Here is a 23,070-nt window from a genome sequence, read left to right as displayed (position 1 = left end):
AGAAATAATAGAGACCCTGTCAGCTACCAGTACGCAGGCGATCCTGAGACCGGTGCCTGGCGCAACAGTTGGACTCGCCGATCACGAAGCGTGCGGGTGAGTCGACCTTATCCAATGGCATGTTGCAGCGCTCGCCCGTCGAGAGACTGGCCACACAGGTTGGTTGCTGATAATGCTGAACCCACTTGCCGTATTGCTCCTCGGAGACACCGCATTTAGCGGCGGCATAGGCCAGGGGATTCTCCTGATAACCCGCCATGTCCTGCAGCGCGATTGTCAGATGCCCGGCGCCTGGATGATAAGCCATGAATATCACGCCGAGCCGGGTAAGACGTTCAAGCACCCGGTCACCAGTCTGCTCGGTCAGCACCCCGACCTGCTTCTGCAGCGCTTCGATCTCATCCTGAAGCTGCGCATCCAGTTCGTTGCGATAAGCCAGCTCGACGTCCCGGATAGCAACCTGTTCCTTGTACTCGGCCACCGCTGCGGCGACTTGCACCTGCACCTCGGTGCAGAAACGCGCCCGGGCAGCGTCAGCTTCGTCGCGACTGTTCTGCTCAACCGCACGCAACTGCCGGCTCATCTCTTCGCGGGTCTTCTGGAAGCCCTCGGCCTGCTCTGCGAGCTGCGCGCGAAGTTTCACTGTCTGCTGCTCCTGCTCAAGCAACTCGCCACGCAATCGAGCCAGTTCGTTCTGCAGCGTTGCTTGCTGTTGAGCGGCCAGCTCTCGAAGTTTGCCGAGGTCGGCCTCACGCAACTGTTCCAGGCTGGCAATGCGCAAACGCTGCTGTTTGATCAACTGCGCAGCCTTGAGTCGTTGTTCCTTTTCAAGCTGCTCGGCGCGGCGAGTGGCGACCTGCTTGGCCGCGTCCGGCGCGTACCAGGTATCTTCGGCCACCATTTGCAGGCGCTCGGCGGGCACGGCTTGCGATGCCTCCTCTTCGACCAATAGCCCCAACTGGTTGCGCTTGATGCGATCACGCAACATGACGAAGTGATTCTTGCCAGGCGTCAAGTCCGGGTCCCATAAGTGCATCTGGTGCCAGGACACCGGACACTGGCTACGGCATGCCAGGCGAATCGGCCCGGCGCCGAGGTCCGGCCCGCGCCCGGTGCGTTCGGCAAGGCTGCGCAGCGGAATATTCCAGCCACTGTCGGCTGATCCGTCCTCGTCGAAATCGAGATAGAAGAAAACCGCCGCGCGAATCTGTAGCCGAGGGTTGATCAGCACATACGCGACCCGCATCTGCTGATCGGCAAATTCCCGCATGCTCACCACCCCATCGAGCATGGCCTCGAACTCGGGGTAGAGCATTTCCTTGCAGACGCCGCCATCATTAAAGAACAGTACGGCCTCGACCGTCTGCGGTTTGATCTGCATGCTCGGCTTCCTCAACAACTTGAAACGGCCCGCGGGAATCCGCGCTGCGGGTTCGTGGCGCCCCGCTAGCCCATGGTTGGCGCAAAGTGTAGGGGAAAAAGCGAAACCGGCAATGTGACTGGGTTGGCAGCGACTTCGGCGCCAGGAGCAGCTGTCGAAACGCCACCGACAAAGTGTGAACGGGTCGGACTAAGCCGGTCGGCCTTTCAGTGCTGCGAGCTGAGGTGCCAGGCGCCGGCCCATCTCCTCACCGAGCGCCTGCAGTCCGCTCATCGGCCGAACCATCACTTCGAAATCGGTGATCAGCCCCGCTTCATCGAAGCGAATCATGTCGATGCCCTTGAGTTGGCGGTCACCGACGCGCGCGCTGAACTCCAGCACGACATCTGCCCCATCGGCGCTCGCCAACTCGCGGTGGTAGGCAAAATCTTCGAACACCGTCACCACTGTATTAAGGATCAGATTGACCGCTGCCGCGCTTTCGTAAGGCAAGAAGGCCATCGGCGAGCGGAACACCGCCTGTGGATGCAAGAGCTCCGGAAGCCGGCTCAGATCTCCTGCTGCAATCATCTGATGCCACCGTTTCAAGGTTTCGCCAGCGGCCGGTTGTAGCGCAAGGGATGTACTCACATCGTCGCTCCTATACGAAAAAGTCCCGCCAAACAGACTGTGTGAGAAGCGGGACTTGTCTGGATCAGACTTCAGCGGCCAACCGTGAACCCTGGTTGATGGCGCGCTTGGCATCGAGTTCTGCGGCGACATCGGCTCCGCCGATCAGGTGAACCTGACGCCCGGCCGCCTCGAGTTCGGCCTGCAATTCACGCAATGGGTCCTGGCCGGCGCAGACAATGACCGTATCAACCGGAAGCACCTGCGGCTCGCCATCGGCCACACGGATGTGCAGGCCTTTATCGTCGACCGCCAGGTATTCAACGGCGCTGATCATCTGCACGTGCTTGTTCTTCAGCCCCGTGCGGTGAATCCAACCGGTTGTCTTGCCCAGGCCGTTGCCCACCTTGGACTTCTTGCGCTGCAGGAGATAGACCTGCCGTGCCGGCGCATGCGGCTCCGGCTGAACTCCGGCAACCCCACCCCGAGCTTCCAGCGCGAGATCGATACCCCACTCGCGCCAGAATGCCTCTCTGTCGAGGCTGGTCGACAGGCCGTTGTGTGTGATGAATTCCGACACGTCGAAACCGATCCCACCGGCCCCGATCACCGCCACATGTTGCCCAACGGGCTTGCGTTGCAGGATCGCGTCGATGTAGCTGATCACCATTGGATGATCGATACCTGGGATATCCGGTGTGCGCGGTGCGATACCGGTTGCCAAAATGATCTCATCGAAACCGCCCGCCAGCAGGTCAGCCGCACTGACGCGGGTGTTCAGACGGACATCGACGCCAGTGCTCTGCAGCTTGCTCTTGAAGTAGCGCAGGGTTTCGAAGAACTCTTCCTTGCCCGGCACACGCTTGGCGATATTGAACTGACCGCCAATCTCACTCGAGGAGTCAAATAGCGTCACCTGATGGCCACGCTCCGCTGCTACGGTAGCAGCCGCCAAGCCAGCCGGGCCCGCACCCACCACCGCTATTTTCTTTATCGTGGTGGTGGGGATGTAATTCAGCTCGGTCTCGTAGCACGCCCGTGGATTGACCAGGCAGGTGGTCAGTTTGCCGCTGAACGTATGGTCCAGACAGGCCTGGTTGCAGCCGATACAGGTATTGATAGTGTCGCTGCGGTCCGCGGCCGCCTTGTTGACGAAATCAGGATCAGCAAGGAACGGACGCGCCATGGACACCATGTCTGCATCACCTTCTGCCAGGACCTGCTCGGCTACTTCCGGCGTGTTGATGCGGTTGGTAGTGACCAGCGGAATGCCGACCTGGCCGCGAAGTTTCGCCGTTACCTTGGTAAAAGCCGCGCGCGGCACCTTGGTGGCAATCGTCGGAATACGGGCCTCGTGCCAGCCAATTCCGGTGTTGATCAAGGTGGCACCGGCTTGCTCAATGGCCTTTGCCAGCATCAGTACCTCGTCCCAGGTGCTGCCGCCTTCCATCAGATCGAGCATCGAGAGGCGATAAATAATGATGAATTCGGAACCAACCGCTTCGCGTACGCGACGGACGATTTCAACCGGTAGACGCATACGGTTTTCGTAGCTGCCGCCCCACCGGTCGGTGCGGTGGTTGGTGTGGGCTACCAGGAACTGGTTAATGAAGTAGCCTTCTGACCCCATGATTTCGACGCCGTCATAGCCAGCCTCCTGAGCCAGGCTTGCGCAGTTGACGAAGTCACGGATCTGTTTTTCGATGCCCTCTTCGTCCAGCTCGCGTGGCGTAAAGGGGTTGATCGGCGCCTGGATGGCGCTAGGTCCTACCAGCTGAGGGCTGTAGGCATACCGCCCGGCGTGGAGAATCTGCATACAGATCTTGCCACCCGCCTCGTGCACTGCCTGGGTGACCACCTTGTGCTCTTCTGCTTCCTCTTGAGTCGACAACTTGGCTGCTCCAGCGCGTACCGAACCTTCCTCGTTAGGCCCGACCCCACCGGTGACGATCAGGCCAACACCTCCACGGGCCCGCTCGGCGAAAAAGGCGGCCATGCGCTCGAACCCGTTAGGCATCTCTTCCAGGCCGGTGTGCATCGAGCCCATCAGTGTTCGGTTGCGCAGCGTGGTAAAACCAAGGTCCAGCGGAGCCAGCAGATGCGGAAAAGCAGTCATGTTCGTTCCTCGATCAGGCGGCACAGCCAGTGCCAGTAATACTTCGGTCGGTCGCCACGCCTCTGTTGGGCGCAGTCGCAATGCCGTGACGATAAACAGCACCTGCCGCGCGCTCAATGACCGAAAATTACAACTATCTGACTGAAACGCGCAAAACGCTTGGCAAACGGCAGCACGATGCCTAGGCTCTGCGCAACACCTTCGGTTCTGTATCCCATGCGCACCTATAGCAAGTTGCTCGGCGTCGCCGTTGTCGCCCTAGCGGCGCTCGTCATCTATCTCGACTGGACCCGTGATCGTCGCAGTGGGCCTCTGCTGTCCGATCTCCGGATCTTGCCAATCGAGAGTCAGGGCCAGCCGAGTGAGACCGGCAACCTGCTCGGCATCGAGACCCGGCTGATGCCGGCGGACTACCAGAGCCGAGAACGATTGCGGTTGAAGTTCTCCACCTACCTGGACCAGGCGCGAGCAGCCGGATTGCTGAATGCGCGAACCGTTGTAATTCTGCCCGAGCATGTCGGCACCGGCTTGTTCGCCCTCGGCGAGAAGCCTGAAGTCCAGCAGGCCCGTACGCTACGCGACGCCATGCAATGGATGGCGCTGAGCAATCCATGGGACTACCTGCGGGCGTTGCTGGATAACGAAGGGGATGATCGCCGCACCGAAGCGGTACTGAAGCTCAAGGCACGGAAAATGGCCGATGATTATCAAGAAATTTTCGGAGGTCTGGCGAAAACGTATGGCGTGACGCTCGTCGCCGGCTCGATCGTGCTGCCTGAACCCTATCTGGACGAGGGTCGACTGCGAAGCGGTAGCGGGCCGCTTCGGCAGGTCAGCCTAACGTTTATGCCAGACGGCGATGTGCTGGGCCCGCTGCAGTACAAGAAGCATCTGAGCCGTTATGAACGCCGTTACAGCGAAGCGCCTGCGGAGCTAGCCCCATCGGTGCTCCAGACCCCAGCTGGGCGTTTGATCGTGCTGCTCGGCTGTGACGGCTATACACGACACGTCTCCGAAGAAGCCGAGCTGCTGGCGGTGCCGGGTGCGCGTGACGAACCGCTGAACACCTGCGGCGCGAACCTGAGCACAACGGCAACATTGGCACGGATGGAGGTGCAGACACTCGGACTACCCTGGAATCTCGTGGGTTCACCTCGCAGACCGACAAGACACCTTCACGGCGAGCCGGTGCGATTGAACAACCTGTGGCTGCCAAGTCGGCTATGAATCATCAACGGGTTCGCCTCGGTGATCTTTCGGTCGGCTTCGTGCACAGTTTGGTCAGTGCCTTGCAGGAACAACACATCGACCCACAGCCGCTGCTGGACGCGTACGGCCTCGACCATGCGCGGCTGTCGGAGCCGCGAGCGCGACTGTCCATCCCCCGCTACATGCGGCTGGGTCATGCGGCCATGCAACTGGTGGGAGATCCTGGGCTTGGGCTCGAAATGGGGCGGCTACGCAAGGCCGGTCACCTCGGACTCGTCGGGGTGACCTCGGCCCAAGCCCCTACGGTGCGCGAAGCCGCACGTGCGCTGATTCGCTACGAGCCGCTTTACGCGAGCAACTACCGCGGCGCCTCAGGGTTTCATGAGGATGCGAGCGGTGCCTGGCTCAGGTTCTATTCGATCAGCCCATACAACTGCTACAACCAGTTTGTCGTAGACACAGTATTGGCGAGCTGGGTTACGCAACTTGGTGCGGTCGCGGGCCAACCGCTCACTCCGGTTGCGGTACAGATCGAATTTCAGCGCCCCAACTACGCCGCGCGTTACGAAACGTTTTTTGGAAAACCCGTCGAGTTCGCAGCGGAGCACAATCAGCTGCGGTTGGATCAGGCGACGCTGGCGCTCCGTAACCCGGAACACTGCCCCGGCACCTGGCGCCAGCTTCTTGAGCTTTGCGAAGCTGAACTGGAGTTCCGCACCCGCACCCGCAGCCTCCGCGAGCGCGTGGCTCAACTGCTCGGGCCAATGCTTAAGGGCCAGGAACCTGATCTGCAGCAGGTCGCAGGACGGTTGCAATTGCCGCCCTGGACGCTGCGTAGAAAGTTGGATGAAGAAGGCACCAGCTACCGAGCGATTCTCAACGACACTCGGCGAGATCTCGCCATGGCTTACATCCGCGACACCGAATCGGCGTTCGGCGAGATCGCCTGGTTACTCGGGTTTTCTTCGGCGGAAGCCTTTCAGCGGGCGTTCAAACGTTGGAGCGGACAGACGCCGGGAGAGTATCGGCGCGCACAACGGCGCGCCGAGTGATCTGTCAAAGCTCGAACGCGTCGTCAGCAGGCTCTGGCCCATCCTGCTCAGATGCATGCCATTCGAGTATTTCGTCTTGATAGTCGTCCATAAAAACGATCCTCTTCTCAGGTTTGCCTAGTTCTGCTTTTCAAAGTCCATGCCAGCGAAACTAACCTGCATACATGACGGAAACATGAAGCACTTCACAGCGCGGATGACCATTAAATAGCCTGAGCAGGCTGTAGCCACAACGCGCCATATCGCCGCACGTTAGCTCATAGGCTCTAGCTCGATGCTCAGGGCGAGGTCAAGCCCGCTGCAGTCATCGCCTGTCGGATCAGCCAGGCCACTACTCCCAGGGCGAGTACGCTTGCTGACCAGATCAGAACCAACCAGGTCATGCGCTTCCACAGCGGCTTGGGCTCGGCTGCACCGCTTTCGTGCTTGTTTTGCATATATCGCTCCGTGACGGCCCGTTTCAGTGATAGCCGTCTTCTGCACTGACCTTTCCGCGAAACACGTAATAGCTCCAGGCGGTGTACATGAGGATCAGCGGAATGATCAGCAGCGCTCCGACCAAGGTGAACCCCTGGCTCTGGGGTGGCGCAGCGGCGTCCCAGATGGTGACGGACGGCGGAATGATGTTTGGCCAGAGGCTGATCCCGAGTCCGCTGTAACCCAGGAAGATCAGCGCCAGGGTAAACAGGAACGGAGAATAGTGGGCGTAACGCTTGATTGATCGCAGCAGCCCGAAGGTGCACGCCAGCACCAGAATCGGCACCGGTAGGAACAGGATCAGATTCGGCATGCTGAACCAGCGCTCTGCGATGTCCGGATGGGTCAGCGGCGTCCAGATACTGACGATGCCGGTAACGGCCAGCACCGCCCAGACCAGCGGAATACCGATGTCATGCATGCGTTTCTGCAGGTCACCGGCGGTTTTCATGATCAGCCAGGTGCAGCCAAGCAGGGCATACGCCACGATCAGGGCCAGGCCGCAGAACACCGAGAACGGCGTCAGCCAGTCCAGTGGGCCACCGGCATAAGCGCGATCAGCCACAGGGAAGCCATGGATGAAGGCACCCAGTGCGACCCCCTGGAAGAAGGTTGCGGCCAGCGAGCCACCAACAAAGGCCTTGTCCCACACGTGCTGTCGGGCTGCGCTGGCCTTGAAGCGAAACTCGAACGCCACACCACGAAAGATCAACCCCATCAGCATGAAGATGATCGGCAGGTACAGCGCCGAAAGCACAACCGAATAAGCCAGCGGGAACGCGGCGAACAGTCCGGCCCCACCTAGGACGAGCCAGGTCTCGTTGCCGTCCCAGATCGGCGCCACGGTATTCATCGCGACATCGCGCTCGGAGGTATCGGCCAGAAACGGAAAGAGGATGCCAATACCCAGATCGAACCCATCCATCACCACGTACATCATGATGCCGAAGATGATGATGACGGCCCAGATCAGCGAAAGATCAATTCCCATAACTCAGTTCCTCTCGCCCAGTTGGTCACCATGATCGTGAGGGATCGCCTCGTCTGCTGCGGACAGTGGCCGCATCGGCGTGCGCTTCTCGCCCGGCCCACCAGCGCCCTTCTCGTTGCCTTCATTGATGATCGGCCCTTTGCCGATCAGACGAAGGACGTAGACGAAACCAATGCCGAATACCGCGAAGTAGATCAGGACGAACATCGCCAGGGTCAGCCCCAGCTGCCCGGCGCTATGGTTGGATACCGCATCGGCAGTCCGCATGATCCCGTACACCACCCAGGGCTGCCGCCCAACCTCGGTGGTAAACCAACCGGCGAGAATCGCAAGAATCCCCGACGGGCCCATCAGCAATGCGAGACGCAAGAATGGCTTGGAGTGAAACAGTCTGCCGCCGCGACGCAGCCACAGACTCCAGAAACCGGTGAAGATCATCAGCAGTCCCAACGCGACCATGATCCGGAAGGTCCAGAAGACAATGGTTGAATTGGGCCGGTCCTCCTTGGGGAAGTCCTTCAGCGCCGGGATCTGCTCGGTCAGGCTGTGCTTGAGAATCAGACTGCCCAAATAAGGAATTTCGACCTTGTAGCGAGTTTCTTCCCGCTCCATGTCCGGCCAGCCAAACAACAGTAGCGGCGTCGGCTCACCTGAAGTGTTATCCCAGTGACCCTCCATCGCGGCGATCTTGGCGGGCTGATACTCAAGGGTGTTGAGACCATGGAAATCCCCCACCACTGCTTGGATTGGCGCGACGATCAGCGCCATCCACATCGCCATGGACAGCATCTTGCGCACTGCGGGGTTGTCGTTGCCGCGCAGCAGGTGCCATGCGGCAGAGGCGCCTACCATGAACGCCGTCGCGAGAAACGCGGCAATCGCCATGTGGGTCAGACGGTAAGGAAACGACGGGTTGAAGACGATAGCAAACCAGTCCACTGGAATCACGATGCCATCGATAATCTCGTGACCCTGCGGGGTATGCATCCAGCTGTTGGATGCCAGGATCCAGAAGGTTGAAATCAAGGTGCCGACTGCGACCATTAATGTCGAAAAGAAATGCAGCCCAGCGCCAACGCGGTTCCAGCCAAACAACATGACACCGAGGAAACCGGCCTCGAGGAAGAACGCGGTGAGTACCTCATAAGCCAGCAACGGCCCCGTGACGCTCCCAGCAAACTCGGAATAGGCGCTCCAGTTCGTGCCGAACTGGTACGCCATGACGATGCCAGAGACCACCCCCATACCGAAGTTGACGGCAAAAATCTTCAGCCAGAAATGGTACAGATCTCGATAGACCTGGCGCTTGGTTTTCAGCCACAACCCTTCCAGCACCGCCAGGAAACTCGCCAAACCAATGGTGATCGCTGGAAAGATGATGTGGAACGAAATCGTGAAAGCAAACTGGATTCGCGCAAGCTCAAGCGCTTCCAAACCGAACATTAACCACCCCTCGTCAGTAAGCCACCAGCCCCTGGCTTGTTAGTCAAAGCACGCATTACTGACAGCATTAAACCGCAAGGGTGCGTCGATTACCCCGTTACAGGTTGACGCAGGTCAAGGTAAACGCTCGAAGGTTGTGGTCAGGCCAACCTCTGGCACGTTGCTGTCTGGCATGTGCAGCAACGGTCACGTCGCGGGGTTCAGCGCATCAGCAAGGCATCATCACGCAGCATCAGCCTCGGAAGTAACCCACCTTGCGATTCAACTCCTGAGCGAGCGTCGTCAGGTCTCGACTCGAGGCGGCGACTTGATTGGAGGCAGCAGAACTGGCGACGGCCGAATCATGGATGCGCGTGACGCTCTGGTTCACCTCCTCGGCCACCGCACTCTGCTCTTCCGAGGCCGTTGCGATCTGAGCATTCATTTCGTTGATCGAGCCGACCTCTTGGCGAATCTTCGACAGCGCCCCCTCCGCCTCGTGAGTTTGCTCGACCGTCTGTTGCGCCATTCGCCTACTGGCCTGCATCACCTCTGTCGCCTTGCCTGCTCCAGCCTGCAAGGACTCGATCATTTCACTGATCTCACTCGATGACTGCTGGGTACGGTTAGCCAGCGACCTCACCTCGTCGGCCACGACCGCGAATCCTCGGCCGTGCTCCCCGGCCCGCGCCGCCTCGATGGCAGCATTCAGGGCCAAAAGGTTGGTCTGCTCTGCAATGGCGGTGATGACCTGAAGAATTTTTTCGATGCTGCCGCTTTGCTCGGAAACCTGGGTAACCGTTTCGGTGGCCTCCTCAAGCACCTTGGCCAGATTGTGGATCGATATCGCCGTTTCACCCACCACACGGGTACCGGTCTCGACTTGCTCGTCGGCACTTTTGGCTGCAGACGCGGCGCGGGCAGCAAAGTTGGCGACTTCACTGACGGTCGCTGCCATCTGATTGATCGCGGTCGCCACCTGCTCGGCCTCGGCGGACTGCTGCTGGATCTGCTGATTGCTGTTGGACGATGAGGTCAGCAGTTCCCCTGACGCCACGCCAAGCCCGTCTGCAGCCGCACGAACTTCGGCGATGATGCCGGTCAATCGGCTGGCCATTTTTGCAGTCGCACCCATGACGCTGTCCGGATAGCGGGTGAGGATCACCTGGCCGAGGTCGCCATCGGCAAGGTTGCCGATTACGCGGGCCACTTCATCTGGCTCTGCGCCGAGGGTTGATCGCAACTTGCGGATGATCAGCACTGCGATCGCCGTGCCCAATAAAATCGCTATGCCGGTGACAGTGACGATGAGCATGAGAAAGCCGCTAGCCGTATCACGTACCACGGTCACCTGCTGATTTATGGACATCTCCTGATGATCGATAAAGGCATTGATCAGGCGCAGCCATTCGTCATAGCCACCTGCGACGTTTTCCAGGAGAAAGGCGTAGGCTCGTTCCGAGCCTTGAGCGAACCGCATGTCGATAACTTGCCTGGTCAGCTCATTGGTCTTCACTTCTACCGCTTCGATCTGTCCCATCAGTTGAAGCTCGATAGGGTCAGCGGTGCGCTGGGCCAACATTGCCTTCATCGGACCGGCCGAGTCGGCATACATTTTTGCAAGCCGGTCGATTTCAGCTACCCGATTACGCGCAAAATTCGGGTCAGCCGCGCTTACCGCATCGCGTACTGCAATTGCCCGGTCGTGAACGCTTCCTCGGAAGTTGATCGCGTATCGCTGCTTCAAACCTGCCTGAGAACTGATGCTCTTCATGGTCTGATCAATGGTGTCGACCTTGAACGCACTGATCATCGCAACAACCGCCATCAACGCGAGTACGACGAAAAAACCGAGACCGAGGCGCCTGGACACTGACATATGCTTGTTCATGATGAGTCTCTGTACGGGAGCTGCTAGGCAGCCAGCGATAAAGGTCGTTACGGCGCGCCACCAGAAAACTCTGAGGCGGCCATATCCTGCACAAGAAGATGGCACATTGATATATATTTGTACAAGTATTTCGCGTTTATCGGCAGTAATAAGTAGTTATTCCGATGCAAAACCCTCCCATAGAGCGAAAAAACCTCCACCTTGCACGCTGGATGTACAAGTTTGAGAATTTAGCTTGATACAAGGGCGCGCAGACCCAGACCAGACGCATCGGCGTGGGTGAGGCATATTGAAGTGATCGAAACGAGCATGAGGAAGGTAGAAACGAAAAAAGCGGCCTTATGGCCGCTTTTCGCGTGGCTTCCGCAAATGGGAAGCAGATATGGCGCAGCGGACGGGACTCGAACCCGCGACCCCCGGCGTGACAGGCCGGTATTCTAACCGACTGAACTACCGCTGCGCGTCGGCCGGACTTTCGTCCGATTCGCAAAGCTTCAATCCTCAACCGTTGTGACTAGTGGCTGATCGCCCTGCGAGGCGCGCAATTTACGCACCCCCCCTCACCAAGTCAACACTGTGCCGCGATTATTTATAAAAAAATAACGGCGAACCCAAATGGTTGCTGTAATTGACCGGCCGCTGGGCACCTTTTGCCTGAAAAACAGTCAGTTGCACTGGCATAGTCAGGTGCTTGTTTGTCATGGTCTGGGTCTACACTGCCAGCCAAGCCCGCCGCTTGCAGCTTCCGCGATCCGAACAAGCGGTCACCATCATCAATTACTTGGTTTCATGGAGCGCCTAGCTTGGCTTCCCCCGCAGCACTGCAGAAAGTTCGCCAGTATGCGCCCCTGGTCGTTAGCGCAGTTGTCGTCGTGCTGTTCGGCCTCTATCTGGCTGGCCAGATCATGACCTGGCTCAAACTGACTCAAACGCCGCCTGCCGCTATGCTGGACGATCGCCAAGCTGCCGGGGCCGCACCTGATCTCGAGCGAATGGAGCAGCTATTTGGGTCTCCCCCTTCAACCGACCAGAGCTATAGGCCCGGCGAATCGAGTTCTAATCTAACCTTGCTAGGCAGCTTCGTTCATGCGGACCCGGCTCGGTCGACCGCAATCATTCAGCTGAGCAGCCAACCGCCGCAGCTTTACCGGATTGACCAGGAGCTTGAATCGGGGGTGCGCCTGTACAGCGTTCACCCAGACAGGGTCGAAGTGAAGCGTGGTGCTCGTATCGAGAGCTTATTTTTCCCAAGCGTTCGCTCCCCCACGGCCGCGCTCGATAGCCTGCCCGACTATAGTGAGCCAGCGGAGGAGGAAATACTCGACCCGCAAGCCGAGATGCTTCAACAGCAGATGGAAGCACTCCGGCAACAGATGGAAGGGACTACAAGCCCGCCAGAAACCATGCCCTCCGACGAACAGACCACGGAAGACAACTGACCGATGCTGCCATTTTCCTCCCGCCCGCTCATTGCTTTGCTCGCCGCCGGTCTGCTTGCCGCTTCCCTGCCTCTGCACGCCGCCGACCCAGGAATCGAGCCGAGCGAGACCCAACAGGACGGCTGGACGATCAACCTCAAGGATGCGGATATCCGGGCCTTTATCGATCAGATAAGCCAGCTGACCGGGCAGACCTTTATCGTCGATCCTCGCGTAAAGGGACAAGTGAGCGTCGTGTCGTCAACGACCCTTTCCCTTGAAGAAATCTACCAGCTCTTCCTGTCAGTCATGGCCACCCACGGCTTCAGCGTGCTCACCCAGGGTGAAGTAGCTCGAATCGTGCCCAATGCTGAAGCCAAGTCGGAGGCTGGCGGAGGACCGACCGGTGGAGATCTGCTGGAGACCCGCGTCATCCAGGTCCAGCACACCTCTGCCACTGAATTGATTCCATTGATCCGTCCCCTGGTGCCGCAATATGGGCACCTTGCGGCCGTCAGCTCAGCCAATGCGCTGATCATCAGCGACCGCAGCGCCAACATCGCGCGCATCGAAGACTTGGTACGCCAGCTCGACAAAGCCCAAAACGACGATTACTCGGTGGTGAATCTGCAATACGGCTGGGCTGTGGACATCGCTGAGGTTCTGCGTAACACCTTGGCACGCGGAGAAGCCAAAGACACTGCCGGTGCACAGATCATTGCCGATTCGCGCACCAACCGTCTGATCTTTACCGGACCAGAACTGGCTCGCCAGAAGTTGGCCAGCCTGGCTAAGACACTCGATTCACCCAGCACGCGCTCAGCCAATACCCGAGTGATTCGCTTGCGCCACAATGACGCCAAATCGCTCGCCGAGACGCTCGGAGACATTTCTGAAGGGCTCGCCGCGCCTGGGGATGGCGAAGCCCAGGGTGGCCGCCAGCAGAACATACTCATTCGCGCCGACGAGAGCCTCAACGCTCTGGTCATGCTGGCCGAACCGGAACTGATCTCGACGCTCGAATCGATAGTTCGCCAACTCGATGTGCCCCGGGCCCAGGTGATGGTGGAAGCAGCCATCGTCGAAGTATCCGGGGACATCACTGACGCACTTGGCGTGCAGTGGGCCGTGGATGCGCGAGGAGGCACTGGCGGAGTCGGTGGTGTCAGCTTTGGTAACACGGGGCTCTCTATCGGCAGCGTGCTCAATGCCATCAATGACAATGAGATCCCGAGCAATCTGCCCGACGGCGCCATCATCGGTGTCGGCACGCGTAGCTTTGGTGCACTGATTACCGCACTGTCTGCCAACAGCAAGAGCAACCTGCTTTCGACCCCGAGCCTGCTGACGCTAGACAATCAGGAAGCCGAGATTCTGGTGGGCCAGAATGTGCCATTCCAGACCGGCACATACACAACCGACGCGTCTGGTGCGAACAACCCGTTTACCACGATCGAGCGAGAGGATATTGGCGTCACACTCAAGGTGGTCCCGCATATCAACGAGGGCGCCACGCTGCGCCTGGAGATCGAGCAGGAGATTTCATCGATCGCACCGTCCGCAAGCCTTTCGGCGCAGGCCGTGGACCTGGTGACCAACAAGCGATCGATCAAGAGCACCATCCTCGCCGAAGACGGCCAAGTCATCGTACTGGGTGGTTTGATTCAGGACGACGTGACTCGTACCGATTCCAAGGTGCCGCTGCTCGGCGATATCCCACTGCTGGGAGCGTTGTTCCGCTCCACCCAGGAGAGTCACATCAAACGCAACTTGATGGTGTTCCTACGGCCGACAGTGATTCGCGACCGTGCTGGCCTGGCCGCGCTGTCCGGCAAAAAGTACAGCGACATCCGAGTCATCGAAGCCAGCCCAGGCAGCCCGAGTATCCTGCCAGCCACGCCTGAAGGCCTGTTCGATGGGCAGGGTCAGCCGGCCCCGGCAATCGACCTGCGCTCCAACGAACCCAGCCAACGCAGCCGTCTGCCAGCTACACCGGCAACGCAACGCGCGCCACAGAGCTTCACCGCACAACCGCAGCCTCCGGTTCAAGCGCCGGTTCGCTCAGGCTGGGCAGTGCAGCTGGCGAGCCTGCAAAATGGCGACAGTGCTCGGGGGCTGGCGAACAAGCTTCGCGAGGAAGGATTTGAGGCCTACCTGCGCGTCAGCGGGCGCACGCACCGGGTGTTCGTGGGCCCGATAGACAGCCGGCAGGAAGCCAGTCGAATTCGGGACCAACTGGAGATCGAACAGCGGCTTGATGGTTTTGTGGTGAATTTCGAGCCGATGAAGAACTGAACCACTGACACTCGACACTGACAGGTTGCGTCGGCGTCCAGCCAGTAAAAAAGCCCCGCTTAAGCGGGGCTTTTTTTACTGTATCGATCTAAAGCGCAGCCAATCCTCGTGCGAGATCAGCTTCCAGGTCAGACACATCCTCAAGCCCCACTGCTACCCGAATCAAGCTATCACGGATCCCTGCTTTGGCTCGGTCTTCGGCAGATAGACGCCCATGGGTGGTGGATCCGGGATGGGTGATGGTGGTTTTGCTATCACCCAAATTCGCCGTGATTGAGATCAAGCGAGTGGCATCGATGAAACGCCAGGCGCCCTCTTTGCCGCCAGACACCTCGAAGCTCAGGACCGCACCAAAGTCTTTCTGCTGACGCTTGGCCAGTTCGTGTTGAGGATGGCTAGGCAACCCTGCGTAATAAACTTTCTCGACCCCCGGCTGTTGCTCTAGCCACTCCGCTAATGCGCGCGCACTGGCACAGTGTGCTTGCATACGCAGGCGCAGCGTTTCCAGGCCTTTGAGAAAGACCCAGGCGTTGAACGGGCTCAACGTCGGTCCTGCTGTGCGCAGAAATCCCACCACTTCCTTCATTTGTTCGGCACGACCAGCAACCACACCGCCGAGACAGCGGCCTTGGCCATCGATGTATTTGGTGGCGGAATGAATGACAATATCGGCACCAAGTGCCAATGGCTGCTGCAGGGCAGGTGTGCAGAAGCAATTGTCCACCGCGAGCATGGCACCATTGCCATGACACAGCGCTGCCAGCTCGGCAATATCCACCAACTCGGCCAGCGGGTTGGAGGGGGACTCGACGAAAACCAACCTGGTGTTGGGCTTGAATGCGGGCGCCCAGTCTGCAAGATCGGTAAGCGGTACGTAATCGACCTGCAGTCCGAAACGCTTGAGGTATTTCTCGAACAACGAAACCGTAGCTCCGAAAACGCTGCGCGATACCAGCACGTGGTCGCCAGCGGAGCACAAGCTCATCACCATGGCCAGGATTGCGGACATCCCCGACGCGGTCGCTACGGCCTGCTCAGCGCCCTCCATGGCGGCAATACGCTCTTCGAATGCTCGTACGGTGGGGTTGGTATAGCGTGAATAGACATTCCCCGGCGTCTCACCGGCAAAACGCGACGCAGCGTCAGCCGCACTTCGGAACACATAGCTGGACGTGAGGAATAACCCTTCGCCATGCTCCCCCTCAGGCGAGCGGCGCTGGCCCGCTCGAATAGCCAGCGTATCCATGCTCACACCGGACAAATCACTGTCCAGACGGCCTGCGTCCCAGTCGGTTGTCATAGTCATTTCCACCCTGGACCGTGGCGGCAAAGCCGCCGGGTCGATCAGTTGTTATACAGGTCGATAATGGCACTGCCGGCGACGCCCTTGCTCTTGCTCAGGTCATTGCGGGCCTGTTCGATCTTGTGCAGATAGACGTCATCGATGTCGCCGGTCACATACTTACCGTCAAACACTGCGCAATCAAAGTTCTCAATCTTTACCTTACCGCCGCCAACAGCCTCGATCAGGTCCTGTAGGTCCTGATAGACGAGCCAGTCGGCACCAATCAGCTCGGCGACCTCTTCGGTGCTGCGATTGTGCGCGATGAGTTCGTGTGCACTGGGCATGTCGATGCCATAAACGTTCGGATACCGAACGGCTGGCGCTGCCGAACAGAAATAGACGTTTTTAGCCCCGGCTTCGCGAGCCATCTGGATGATTTGCTTGCAGGTCGTACCGCGGACAATGGAGTCATCCACAAGCATCACATTTTTGCCGCGAAACTCGAGATCGATGGCATTGAGTTTCTGCCGTACCGACTTCTTGCGCGCGGCCTGACCGGGCATGATGAAGGTCCGACCGATATAACGATTTTTGACAAATCCTTCGCGAAACTTCACACCAAGCCGGTTCGCCAGTTCCAATGCTGCCGTGCGGCTGGTGTCGGGAATCGGGATGACCACGTCGATGCCATGTTCGGGACGCTCCCGGAGAATCTTGTCAGCCAGTTTCTCACCCATGCGCAGACGCGCCTTGTATACCGACACGCCATCCATCAGCGAATCCGAACGCGCCAGATAGACATGTTCGAAGATGCAGGGGGCGTAGTGCGGGTTAGGCGCACACTGACGAGTGTGCAACTTTCCATCAGCCGTGATGTAGACGGCTTCGCCTGGGGCGAGATCGCGAATCAGCGAAAAGCCCAGTACATCAAGCGCGACGCTCTCAGACGCGATCATGTACTCCACACCTTGATCGGTGTGACGCTGGCCGAACACGATTGGGCGAATTGCATGCGGATCGCGGAAACCAACGATGCCATAGCCGGTGACCATGGCCACCACGGCATAGCCGCCCACACAACGTTCATGCACCTTCGCAACGGCGGCAAAGACATCCTCCTCGGTGGGCTGCAACTTGCCCCGCACTGCCAGCTCATGGGCGAAAACATTGAGCAGCACTTCCGAGTCTGAGTTGGTGTTCACATGGCGCAGGTCGGACTCGTAAATTTCCTTGGTCAACTGGTCGACGTTGGTCAGGTTGCCGTTGTGCGCCAGCGTGATGCCATAAGGGGAGTTCACATAAAATGGCTGCGCCTCTGCCGAGCTCGAGCTGCCCGCCGTGGGATAACGCACATGACCGATACCCATGTTGCCTACCAGGCGCTGCATGTGACGCTGCTGGAAGACGTCCCGTACCAGCCCGTTGTCCTTGCGTAGAAACAGCTTGCCGCTGTCACTGGTCACGATTCCGGCGGCGTCCTGCCCACGATGTTGCAGTACGGTAAGCGCGTCATACAACGCCTGGTTGACGTTCGACTTACCGACAATGCCGACAATGCCACACATGCAAGGAACCTCTCAGTTGTTACAGGCTGATCCGGACATAGCACAGGCTTGAGCCTTGGCACGTCCTTCTAATGAGTGCTCGCCTCAGCTTGAAGCATCGAGCGAACCGGCCACCCACTGACTTCCAAACCCGAGAATCAGGTTCTTCGACCAGTCAGCAACCAACAGAAAATGCGGTAAAAGTGTCGACTCTCGCCACCAGGGATCTTGCTGGACAGGGGCGAGGCTGAGCAGGCCAACCAATACCACGACCAACAGCCCCCCTCGAGCGGCGCCGAATACCATGCCAAGGAAACGATCAGTACCGGAAAGGCCAGTAACCCGCACCAGTTCTCCGATGAGGAAGTTGACCAGTGCCCCGACTAACAAGGTCAGGACGAACAGAATTACGCACGCCGCAATGACCTGAAAGGAAGGTGTGCTGACGAACTCCGCGAGGTAGTGCGAAAGCGCGCCACCAAACATCCAGGCAACAACCCCGGCGATGATCCAGGTGAGCAGTGAAAGCGCCTCCTTAACGAAGCCTCGTTTCAAACTGATCAAGCTGGAAATGACCACAACGGCGATAAACGCCCAATCGACCCAAGTGAATGCCACAGGGTTTCCTGCAAAGGAGAAAGGCGGCGTATTTTAGCAGAGCGCCCGCTTGGGAGTAAGCACCGTGGAGGCGCCCTCCCGACTGGCGTTAAAAGGGGTGGAGCACCATCAAAATCAGCGTTGCTCTGGTTTGAAACGTACTACGAATCCGTCAAGTTTATGCTGTCGCTGCAATTGATCACGCAAGCGATTGGCCTCCGCCCGCTCCACCAACGGCCCCACGAATACTCGATTCATCCCGTCCGCAGTGCGTATATAGGCGTTATAACCTTGAGACCGCAGAGTTTTCTGCAACTTCTCGGCGTTCTCGCGACTGGAAAGGCTGGCCAGCTGCACCGACCAACTAACCGGCAGGTTGGCAGTATCCAGCCGCTGCTCTTCCGCATTTTCTGGCATGAGCGGTGGGGCTGCGGTGACTGCCTGCTCGGAAGCTTCCGGCGCAGGCTGTGCCTCCGCTGGAACTGGATCGATCGGATTAGCGGGAATACTGGATTCGGCGACAGAGTCTTCTTCGATAATCTCGTAATCTTCAGGGATGGCTTCGACCGCTGGCTCAGGGACCTCTACAGGCTGGGTCTCAATAATCGGCGCAGCAGGTGTCTCTGGCATTGCCGGAGCATCAACAGCGATCTGCTGGCCGGCATCATCTCGATTGAAAAGCATCGGTACGAATATTACCGCCAGCGCAACAAGCACCAACGCGCCGACAATACGCTGCAACAATCTTCTATCTACCAAGAGCATGCCCTCCGCTCGATGCGAGCTGATCTAGCCAAGCCAGCGCCTCAGCCACACAGTAAAATGATCCAAACACTACTATCTCGTCACCCTTGCGCGCCTGCTCACACTGCTGCTGGAGCGCCTCGGGTATTCCAGAGCAGATAGTGACGGCCTCGCCTCGCTCCATCAATGCCGATCTCAACTCGCCTGCCGTTCGCGACCGAGGGGTTCCCAAGGGCGCCACCGCCCAGGAGTCGAAAACGGTCTTCAGCGCATTGATGACACCCAAAAGATCCTTGTCAGCCAAAAGGCCGAAGACGGCAAGGCGGCGACCGGACGCCGATTTATGAGGCAGTTGACCTGCCAAATAGTCAGCCGCGTGCGGGTTATGCCCAACATCAAGCATGATCGTCAGCTCAACACCGCGCCAGCAGACAGTGCGCCGATCCAGGCGACCGGTAACGCGAGTGTCTTGCAATGCCTCGACGAGCTGCTCCGGCTGCCATGACGATTCAAGCAATGCAAAGGCCTGCAAAGCTAACGCAGCGTTATCCAGTGGAAGGGAGAGCATCGGTAGATCTAACAGCTCCAGGCTACGTCCATCGGCGGTTTTGCCACGCCAATGCCAACGGCCCGCCTCCTTGCTCAGATCAAAATCGCGCCCACGGACCAATAGAGGCACAGCGGAACGGGACGCGCTTTCCAACAAAGATTCTGGCGGATTAAAGTCGCCACATACGGCGGGCTTTGCAGGGCGAAATATCCCGGCTTTTTCAAAGGCCACGCTTTCGCGGGTAGTCCCAAGCCATTCGGCATGATCCAAACCGATATTGGTAACCACCGCCACGTCCGCATCGACTAGGTTAACTGCATCGAGACGCCCGCCTAGCCCAACTTCAAGGACCACTGCATCAAGTGCTTCGCGCTCAAAGAGCCAAAAAGCGGCCAACGTACCCATTTCGAAATAGGTGAGGGAAACAGAGCCTCTCGCTTGCTCCACTGCCTCGAATGCTTCGCATAAGGCCTCGTCTGTCGCATCGGCATCGTTGACACGAACCCGTTCGTTGTAGCGCAACAGATGCGGTGAGCTGTAAACACCCACCGTCTTACCCTGCCCTGCCAGCATTCGCGCAATGAAGGCGCACGTGGATCCCTTGCCATTAGTACCGGTTACGGTGACGACCTGGCAAGCCGGACGTGTCAGTCCTAGCCTTGCGGCGACTTCGCGGCACCGCTCAAGGCCCATATCAATAGCAACAGGATGCAGCTGCTCAAGATACTCGAGCCAGCCTCCCAGGCTGCGCCCGGTCATGCGTCAGCCGTGACTAACGCGGGTTCGCCCGGAGTAGGCAACTGCTGAAGCTGGGCCAACAGACGCGATAGACGAGCGCGCAACTCGGAACGAGGGACTATCAAGTCGATCGCACCATGATCAAGCAAGAACTCACTGCGCTGGAAACCTTCAGGCAGTTTCTCACGCACGGTCTGCTCGATAACGCGCGGACCGGCGAAACCAATCAGCGCCTTAGGCTCTGCGACAATGACGTCTCCCAGCATGGCGAGACTTGCCGATACCCCCCCATAAACCGGGTCGGTAAGAACGGAGATGAAGGGCAACCCCTCCTCGCGCATACGTGCCAGTACTGCAGATGTCTTGGCCATCTGCATCAGCGAAATCAGCGCCTCTTGCATCCGAGCACCGCCGGACGCTGCAAAGCAGACCAGCGGGCACCGTTGCTCAAGCGCAGCGTTCGCAGCACGCACAAAACGCTCCCCAACGATAGCCCCCATAGAACCGCCCATGAACGAAAACTCGAACGCACAAGCTACAACCGGCATATGCATCAAGGTCCCAGTCATTGCGATCAGGGCATCTTTTTCCCCGGTTTGCTTCTGCGCAGCGGAGAGCCGGTCCTTATATTTCTTACTATCCCGGAATTTCAGTCGGTCGACTGGCTCGAGGTCTGCAGCGATCTCTTCACGGCCTTCCTTATCGAGGAATATATCCAGGCGAGTTCGCGCGTCGATCCGCATGTGATGCTGGCACTTCGGACAGACATCCAGGGTTTTTTCCAGCTCCGGGCGATAGAGAACCGCCTCACAGGACGGGCATTTATGCCAAAGCCCCTCGGGTACTGAACTTTTCTGCGTCTCAGAGCGCATGATCGAGGGGATCAGCTTATCTACCAGCCAGTTGCTCATGCTTTTTGTTCTCCACAGTTTGTCAGTCCCGCGCGTAGCGACTGCACGCACCGGCAAAATTCACGTTTGCGACAAGTGTCCAACCGGAGTCACTGCGTCGCGTAGGCACTATTCACAAAACGCTGCCACTGACAATTGCCCCTAACCCCACCAATGGCAGCTCATCATTGATGGGCCTGGACAATCCAGCCAATGGTAACTGGACGGCAAGCAACCTCCGTTCGTCACATCGACGCCCTTACCAACCGAACGAACTCCCTCACACTCGCGGCATCTTTGATGCCCTTGCTAAGTTCCACTCCCCCACTCACATCCACGGCGAACGGCCGCACCTCAGCTACGGCCTGCTGGACGTTTTCGCAAGTCAGCCCGCCGGCAAGTATCAAAGGCTTAGGGAGGTCAGCGGGTATGAGCGACCAGTCGAAAATCTCGCCAGTCCCCCCAGGAACGCCAGCAACAAAAGTGTCGAGCAGAATGGCGCTGGCACCAGCATAGCGTGCAGCCTGCCGCTGAACGTCCTCGCCCGTCTGGACGCGGAGCGCCTTGTACCAGGGTCGACAGAAACCTTCGCAGTCGGCGGGGCTTTCATCACCGTGAAACTGAAGCATATCCAACGGTACGGCATCGAGCGTTGCGCTGATCTCGCTACGCGATGCATTGACGAACAAGCCGACGGTTGTGACGAAAGGTGGCAGAGCAGCAACAATATTCCAGGCTTGCTGCACACTCACTGCCCGCGGACTCTTGGGGTAGAACACCAGACCGATTGCGTCCGCCCCGGCTTCAGCCGCAAGAAGCGCATCCTCGACGCGGGTAATTCCACAGATCTTGCTACGAACGATAGGCAACGGCGGGCACCTGCAAGAGAAGACCCCGGATGGTAACAAAAGCACAAGAGGCTGCAACCTGCATCACCCGCCCGCCTAACATCCTGCATCGCCAAGGCCCGTTCGAATTTAGCCTTTTGCTTCATCACTGGAGCGCGCGAACATCCGGCAGCCCTGACAGGAAGTGTGGCCCCAAAAAGCGCTCTGGTAACTGGAACTGCTCTGGATAATCCACTTGAACGAGATACAACCCGTACGGATGGGCCGTCACTCCACCAGTACGCCTCACCCGCGACTCCAGTACCTCCCGAGCCCATGCCACAGGCCGTTCGCCGGCACCAATTGTCATTAGAACGCCAGCAAAGTTACGCACCATATGGTGCAGAAAGGCATTGGCCCGAACATCGATGACGATAAGCCTGCCATGTTCGAGTAACTCAAGGTGATGAATTGTTTTGATCGGCGATTTTGCCTGACATTGGCGAGCACGGAAGGCACTGAAGTCATGAGTTCCAACGAAGGCTGTAGCTGCCTCACGCATGCGAGCGATGTCTAGAGGGCGGTGATTCCAGGTTACCTCTTCGGCCAGATGGGCAGGTCGTATGTGGTCGTTATAGATAACGTATCGGTAACGACGAGCCATGGCGCTGAAACGCGCATCGAAGCTGTTCGGCATCTCCTTGGCCCAGGTCACGCTTATATCACTGGGCAGGTTCTGGTTCGTACCCATGACCCAGGCGTGCATGGACCGCTTCACTGGCGTATCGAAATGCACGACCTGGGCGCACGCGTGAACGAGCGCATCGGTACGCCCAGCGCAACTCAACGTCACCGGGTGACCGCCAGCAACCTTGCTCAAAGCATTTTCCAACGAAAGCTGAATGGACGGTACGCCGTCACGCTGTCGTTGGAAGCCCCGATAACGGGCGCCTTTGTACTCGACGCCGAGGGCAATTCTGAAAACGTCAGCGGCAGCCGAATCGGCTGCCGCTGGGCGTACTGCTTCAATCATA

The 23,070-nt window shown here is 58.6% G+C and carries 19 protein-coding genes and 1 tRNA gene; 4 read left to right on the top strand and 16 right to left on the bottom strand.

What is annotated here, in order from left to right; genetic code table 11:
- Positions 1–19: 19 nt before the first annotated feature.
- From ACSSNI_RS03830 to ACSSNI_RS03820, 3 genes are all read right to left on the bottom strand, one after another.
- Positions 20–1,381, bottom strand: coding sequence for a chromosome partitioning protein ParA (locus ACSSNI_RS03830; protein ID WP_200639389.1), 1,362 nt, complete (start codon positions 1,379–1,381; stop codon positions 20–22).
- A 189-nt stretch (positions 1,382–1,570) separates the two neighbouring features.
- The gene (locus ACSSNI_RS03825) at positions 1,571–2,011 is read right to left on the bottom strand and encodes a nuclear transport factor 2 family protein (protein WP_325166583.1); all 441 of its coding nucleotides are present in this window, start codon (positions 2,009–2,011) and stop codon (positions 1,571–1,573) included.
- 64 nt (positions 2,012–2,075) lie between these two features.
- On the bottom strand, positions 2,076–4,106 hold the full coding sequence (locus ACSSNI_RS03820; protein WP_200639388.1) for an NADPH-dependent 2,4-dienoyl-CoA reductase: 2,031 nt from the start codon (positions 4,104–4,106) through the stop codon (positions 2,076–2,078).
- Positions 4,107–4,322: 216 nt separating this feature from the next.
- Here ACSSNI_RS03820 and ACSSNI_RS03815 point away from each other — a divergent pair, with 216 nt between their 5' ends.
- Together ACSSNI_RS03815 and ACSSNI_RS03810 are read left to right on the top strand one after the other, a co-directional pair.
- Entirely contained in the window at positions 4,323–5,333 is a 1,011-nt protein-coding gene (locus tag ACSSNI_RS03815) for a carbon-nitrogen hydrolase family protein (RefSeq protein WP_200639387.1), read from the top strand.
- A complete protein-coding gene (locus ACSSNI_RS03810; RefSeq protein ID WP_200639386.1) occupies positions 5,330–6,367 on the top strand; it encodes an AraC family transcriptional regulator in 1,038 nt (345 codons plus the stop codon). Before ACSSNI_RS03815 ends, ACSSNI_RS03810 begins: the two co-directional genes overlap by 4 nt.
- A gap of 278 nt (positions 6,368–6,645) precedes the next feature.
- Here ACSSNI_RS03810 and ACSSNI_RS03805 read toward each other — a convergent pair whose 3' ends face one another.
- The 5 genes from ACSSNI_RS03805 to ACSSNI_RS03785 form a co-directional block, all read right to left on the bottom strand.
- Entirely contained in the window at positions 6,646–6,804 is a 159-nt protein-coding gene (locus ACSSNI_RS03805; RefSeq protein ID WP_102836204.1) for a DUF2474 domain-containing protein, read from the bottom strand.
- Between the two features lie 23 nt (positions 6,805–6,827).
- Complete coding sequence (gene cydB, locus ACSSNI_RS03800) at positions 6,828–7,835, bottom strand: cytochrome d ubiquinol oxidase subunit II (protein WP_102836203.1); 1,008 nt, start codon at positions 7,833–7,835, stop codon at positions 6,828–6,830.
- A gap of 3 nt (positions 7,836–7,838) precedes the next feature.
- Positions 7,839–9,278: a cytochrome ubiquinol oxidase subunit I gene (locus ACSSNI_RS03795; protein WP_148926224.1), complete on the bottom strand. Its 1,440-nt coding sequence runs from the start codon at positions 9,276–9,278 to the stop codon at positions 7,839–7,841.
- 232 nt (positions 9,279–9,510) lie between these two features.
- Entirely contained in the window at positions 9,511–11,148 is a 1,638-nt protein-coding gene (locus tag ACSSNI_RS03790) for a methyl-accepting chemotaxis protein (protein ID WP_102836201.1), read from the bottom strand.
- A gap of 383 nt (positions 11,149–11,531) precedes the next feature.
- Positions 11,532–11,608: transfer RNA gene (locus ACSSNI_RS03785), tRNA-Asp, on the bottom strand.
- 343 nt (positions 11,609–11,951) lie between these two features.
- Here ACSSNI_RS03785 and ACSSNI_RS03780 point away from each other — a divergent pair.
- The gene (locus ACSSNI_RS03780; RefSeq protein WP_200639385.1) at positions 11,952–12,587 is read left to right on the top strand and encodes a type II secretion system protein N; all 636 of its coding nucleotides are present in this window, start codon (positions 11,952–11,954) and stop codon (positions 12,585–12,587) included.
- Positions 12,588–12,590: 3 nt separating this feature from the next.
- Positions 12,591–14,861, top strand: a complete 2,271-nt coding sequence (gene gspD / locus ACSSNI_RS03775; protein WP_200639384.1) for a type II secretion system secretin GspD — start codon at positions 12,591–12,593, stop codon at positions 14,859–14,861.
- A gap of 88 nt (positions 14,862–14,949) precedes the next feature.
- On the opposite strand, the gene ACSSNI_RS03770 is transcribed toward gspD, so the two are convergent.
- From ACSSNI_RS03770 to truA, 8 genes are all read right to left on the bottom strand, one after another.
- Positions 14,950–16,161, bottom strand: coding sequence for an O-succinylhomoserine sulfhydrylase (locus ACSSNI_RS03770; protein WP_200639383.1), 1,212 nt, complete (start codon positions 16,159–16,161; stop codon positions 14,950–14,952).
- 44 nt (positions 16,162–16,205) lie between these two features.
- Complete coding sequence (gene purF / locus ACSSNI_RS03765; RefSeq protein ID WP_200639382.1) at positions 16,206–17,711, bottom strand: amidophosphoribosyltransferase; 1,506 nt, start codon at positions 17,709–17,711, stop codon at positions 16,206–16,208.
- Positions 17,712–17,795: 84 nt separating this feature from the next.
- The gene (locus ACSSNI_RS03760; protein ID WP_200639381.1) at positions 17,796–18,308 is read right to left on the bottom strand and encodes a CvpA family protein; all 513 of its coding nucleotides are present in this window, start codon (positions 18,306–18,308) and stop codon (positions 17,796–17,798) included.
- A gap of 114 nt (positions 18,309–18,422) precedes the next feature.
- Positions 18,423–19,052: an SPOR domain-containing protein gene (locus ACSSNI_RS03755; RefSeq protein WP_200639380.1), complete on the bottom strand. Its 630-nt coding sequence runs from the start codon at positions 19,050–19,052 to the stop codon at positions 18,423–18,425.
- Positions 19,036–20,340: a bifunctional tetrahydrofolate synthase/dihydrofolate synthase gene (folC, locus tag ACSSNI_RS03750; protein ID WP_200639379.1), complete on the bottom strand. Its 1,305-nt coding sequence runs from the start codon at positions 20,338–20,340 to the stop codon at positions 19,036–19,038. Before folC ends, ACSSNI_RS03755 begins: the two co-directional genes overlap by 17 nt.
- On the bottom strand, positions 20,337–21,230 hold the full coding sequence (gene accD, locus ACSSNI_RS03745) for an acetyl-CoA carboxylase, carboxyltransferase subunit beta (RefSeq protein ID WP_200639378.1): 894 nt from the start codon (positions 21,228–21,230) through the stop codon (positions 20,337–20,339). Before accD ends, folC begins: the two co-directional genes overlap by 4 nt.
- A gap of 224 nt (positions 21,231–21,454) precedes the next feature.
- Positions 21,455–22,078: a phosphoribosylanthranilate isomerase gene (locus tag ACSSNI_RS03740; RefSeq protein ID WP_159968188.1), complete on the bottom strand. Its 624-nt coding sequence runs from the start codon at positions 22,076–22,078 to the stop codon at positions 21,455–21,457.
- Between the two features lie 124 nt (positions 22,079–22,202).
- On the bottom strand, positions 22,203–23,069 hold the full coding sequence (truA, locus tag ACSSNI_RS03735; RefSeq protein WP_200639377.1) for a tRNA pseudouridine(38-40) synthase TruA: 867 nt from the start codon (positions 23,067–23,069) through the stop codon (positions 22,203–22,205).
- Position 23,070: the final 1 nt, after the last annotated feature.

This window comes from Stutzerimonas tianxiuensis (genome assembly GCF_053470365.1).
Note: the sequence above shows the minus strand (reverse complement) of the source record. Positions and strands in the feature narration are given on the sequence as shown.